The 3,655-nt window shown below is 39.7% G+C and carries 4 protein-coding genes and 2 pseudogenes; all 6 read right to left on the bottom strand.

Annotation, left to right across the window (positions count from 1 at the left end; all coding sequences use genetic code 11):
• Positions 1-63: 63 nt before the first annotated feature.
• Positions 64-675, bottom strand: a complete 612-nt coding sequence (locus HF974_09195; protein MBC2698485.1) for a DUF1016 domain-containing protein — start codon at positions 673-675, stop codon at positions 64-66.
• A gap of 21 nt (positions 676-696) precedes the next feature.
• Positions 697-837: a DUF1016 domain-containing protein gene (locus HF974_09190; protein ID MBC2698484.1), complete on the bottom strand. Its 141-nt coding sequence runs from the start codon at positions 835-837 to the stop codon at positions 697-699.
• 158 nt (positions 838-995) lie between these two features.
• On the bottom strand, positions 996-1,463 hold the full coding sequence (locus HF974_09185; GenBank protein ID MBC2698483.1) for a hypothetical protein: 468 nt from the start codon (positions 1,461-1,463) through the stop codon (positions 996-998).
• Positions 1,464-1,757, bottom strand: coding sequence for a hypothetical protein (locus HF974_09180; protein ID MBC2698482.1), 294 nt, complete (start codon positions 1,755-1,757; stop codon positions 1,464-1,466).
• A 221-nt stretch (positions 1,758-1,978) separates the two neighbouring features.
• Positions 1,979-2,977: pseudogene (locus HF974_09175) on the bottom strand (NAD-dependent epimerase/dehydratase family protein).
• Between the two features lies 1 nt (position 2,978).
• Positions 2,979-3,634: pseudogene (locus HF974_09170) on the bottom strand (NAD(P)-dependent oxidoreductase).
• Positions 3,635-3,655 lie beyond the last annotated feature (21 nt).

Here is a 3,655-nt window from a genome sequence, read left to right as displayed (position 1 = left end):
CGAACGCCGATAAACGCGGATACGCTACCTGAAAATCTGTGTTCATCTGTGTTTATCTGTGGTTTAATTAAATTCACCAACACGAATTGTAACGGTCTCTATTTTAAGGTCGATCAGTACAAAGCATTTCAAAATATAATTCTGAAAAACAAGATCAACATAAAAATGCTCCTCATCCATTGTAATGCGCTTTTGTCTTGCCACGAAAGAAAATCCTTTACCCAATTCCAATAAGAAATGCTGCAAATGCTCGATCAAAGCAGATTCCAGGTCTCTTTCAAGTAATCTTTCACTTTGGGGCAACCCCAAAAACTCAAGAACATAAGGGTCTTTGACAAGATCATCAGGTCTCGCTAATTGCTGGCCCTTTTTTGCCAGGGACAGAACGCTTTCTTTATCTTTACTCAAAGCCAGTCTTTCAAATAAAAGCGAATTTATCTGCCTGTCCAGTTCTCTTGTTGACCAGTTATTGTTGGCGCATTCGATCTCATAAAAAGAGCGTTTCACAGGGTCATCTATCCTGATAAGAAAACGGTAATGTGTCCAGGATAATTTGGAACTCACTGCGTTCCAATTTGGATATACCTTATAGAACTGCCGCATAAATCTTAAGTTACGTGAATTAAAATTCATGCCGTATTGTTCTGTTAATCTTTCAGAAAGATTATTGATTATCGATTTACCGTACTCTGCCCTTTATTGTCCCATCTGCTCTTCTTCGATGATCTCCTTACCTATACTCCAATATGATTGGACCATTGTGTTATTGATTGTGTGGGCAATTTTATGTTTTGCGTCCTCGATTATCGAAGAAACACGGTCAAAAACTGCTCGAATCGATCAATATCATTTGAGATCATAATGTCGCACCTTTTAATGCCATCCGGTCCATAAGATGATGCTGCTGGTGGGGACCTCTTTTGATCCAGTCCGTTTCCTGGAGGACAAGGAGCTTCATTTGCTTCATTTAGATTTATCCTCCCATCATTATTGCTCTACAATTCCATTTCAAGCAAACGGTTATCAGAAGTTTCAATATCCTGCAGGATCTTCAAAACCTCTTTTTTAGTTGCAATTCCCTTGATCAGTAATCCATGAAAAATTGCACCCGCTGTTATGACGTTAACACCAGATTCCTTTGCCATAGATACGGCTTTTTTGTCAAAAGATGAAAATAAGAACCCACGTTTTCTACAAACAACCATACTTTCTATTTCACCCTTTCCAATTTTAGAGTGCTCTTCCTTAAGCTTCAGGTAATCTCTTTGCTCTTCCCCTGAAACAGTGACTAACTCTGCCTTATCAAATATCTCATCGGGAAATGCATATCCGTGCATCAAAGGGGCCTGCAGCTCTTCATAAACCATTGGCGTTATTCCGACTTTTCCAAAGAGCTGTACCAGAACCTCAAAATGTCCTGCATTTGCAAACGCACTGGCAATATCAGTATCAAGTATGAGCAATCATATCAACCTTAATCCGCTTTCGATATCTTCTTTTGAGCCAATATAACTGCTAACCTTTAACCCCCTCACTTTTAGTATTTCCTTGAAATCTTCCATATCCATACCCGCTATTTCAGCAGCTTTTGAAAGCGAAACTTCCTCCTTCAAATAAAGTTCAATAGCCATCTCGACCTTCAACCCCGGCTTCAAATTTAAAAGAGCTCTGAATGCATCCTCAACGAGATTATCAACACTCTTGTAATATTTCGGTACCAAAACTTCTGGAAGACTCTTTGATAAATACATACTCATATATTATACCTTCCACATTATAAATAACTCTATACTTTCAATCATTATCTCATTTTCTTTTGACAAAGCACAATTCCAAAATCCAGTGATCTCAAAAATACTATTAGACGCAGATTTATGCTGATTAACGCAGATGCAACCTTAAATCTGCGTAAATCTGCGTGAATCAGCGTCTTGGAAATAACTGGAAAATGGGACAGTGTCTTTTGACAATTATCATATTAAAACTCAGCGCTACTGTTAATATTCTCCTGATTATCAACAAACCATTCATGCACCTTTTCCAATCCATCCTCGAATTTCATCTGCGGTTTATAATCCAGCAGTCTCTTTGCCTTATCGATGGATGATAAGAGCCTGTTTTTAACATCCCAGTCCCTTCTCTCCATATAAACGATCCCCGACTTATTACCCGTAATCTTGTTGACCATATTTGCCATATCAATAACCCTCTGCTCTTCACCCGACCCAAGGTTAATTGCCTCGCCAACTGCCTATTCCTTGATCCCCATTGCCAGCAGGCCGTTTATAATATCGTCAACATATGTCCAGTCCCTGGTCTCTGTTCCATCACCCGTGATGGGCAGTGGTAAGCTGTTCATAGACCAGTGCATGAAATTAGGTATGACAGTGCGGTATTTCCCTGGCACTTCGCCCGGACCGAACACATTAAAGAACCGCGCATTAACAATAGGGAGCCCGTATAGGTTGTGGAAGTAGTTCGTGTATAACTCACCCAGCAATTTTGTCACCTGGTATGGTGTATGCAGACTGATAGAAACATAATGTTCCTTAAAAGGCATTTTTGATTCAAGACCATAAACCCCGCAGCCTGAAGATGAATACACCAATCGTTCCACGCCGACAAGCTGGGCATATTGTAATACCTTCAGGGTACCGATCCCGTTTATCATCAGGTCAGTCTCAGGATTATCCACGGAATTCTGGTTGGCAAAATGGGCTGCCAGATGGAATACATAATCGGGTTTTTCCTTATAAGCACGCTTTAGCATTTCATCATCAAGAATATCCCCATTTATAAATGCAACATTTTCTGCATCCGGAATGTTCCATTCATAAGCAGACGACAGATTATCAAGAATAATAACTTTTTTTGCATTCAATTCACATATCTTCTTACACAGGTTACTGCCGACACATAAGGCACCACCGGTTACTAATACAACTTTATCCTCGTATTCTGAATACACATCTTCCACTTTAATCACCCATTCTGTAATACCACTTCATCCATTCCACTGTTCTTTTGATACCTTCTTCAGGAGTGACCTTTGGGTCACGTTTCAAGTCTTTTATTGCTTTTGAACAATCGATAGTTTTTATATTTGTCGTAAAAGGCTCTGCCTCCTCATAGGTTACAATGGAATCGTCCTTTCCGACAGCGTTAAGGATTATATCTGAATATTCCTTGATATCCCGCTCCCATTCAGGTTTCCCGGCTACATTATATACCTCACCAGAAATGAAATTGTCCACTATGTTGGCAAAAGTCCTTACAGTATCTTCAACATAACGATTATTCGCTTATGGCCTTTATAGACAACATAGGGCTTGTCATGTAAAGCGTGATAGATGAACTTTGGAATAAAACCCCTGTATGGAGTAAAATGCTCCTCTGGACCATAACAATTTACAGGCCTGACCCTCACAGTCTCAGTACCGAACATCTTGGCTGAATTCATGCACATCAATTCCCCGGCCCACTTTGTGATCGCATAGTCATTCATCTGGTATGTATCTATGATAGGATTTTTTTCCATTACATCTTCTGTCATGATACCATTGTAGTCTACATATACTTCAGCACTTGAAAAGAAGATCATCCTGAATTTCAGTTTCTCCTGCAGGCGAAGCATGTGTTTTGTCCCTATAACATT

It is taken from the genome of ANME-2 cluster archaeon, from assembly GCA_014237145.1.
In the GTDB taxonomy this organism is placed as follows: Archaea; Halobacteriota; Methanosarcinia; order Methanosarcinales; family Methanocomedenaceae; genus Methanocomedens_A.
Note: the sequence above shows the minus strand (reverse complement) of the source record. Positions and strands in the feature narration are given on the sequence as shown.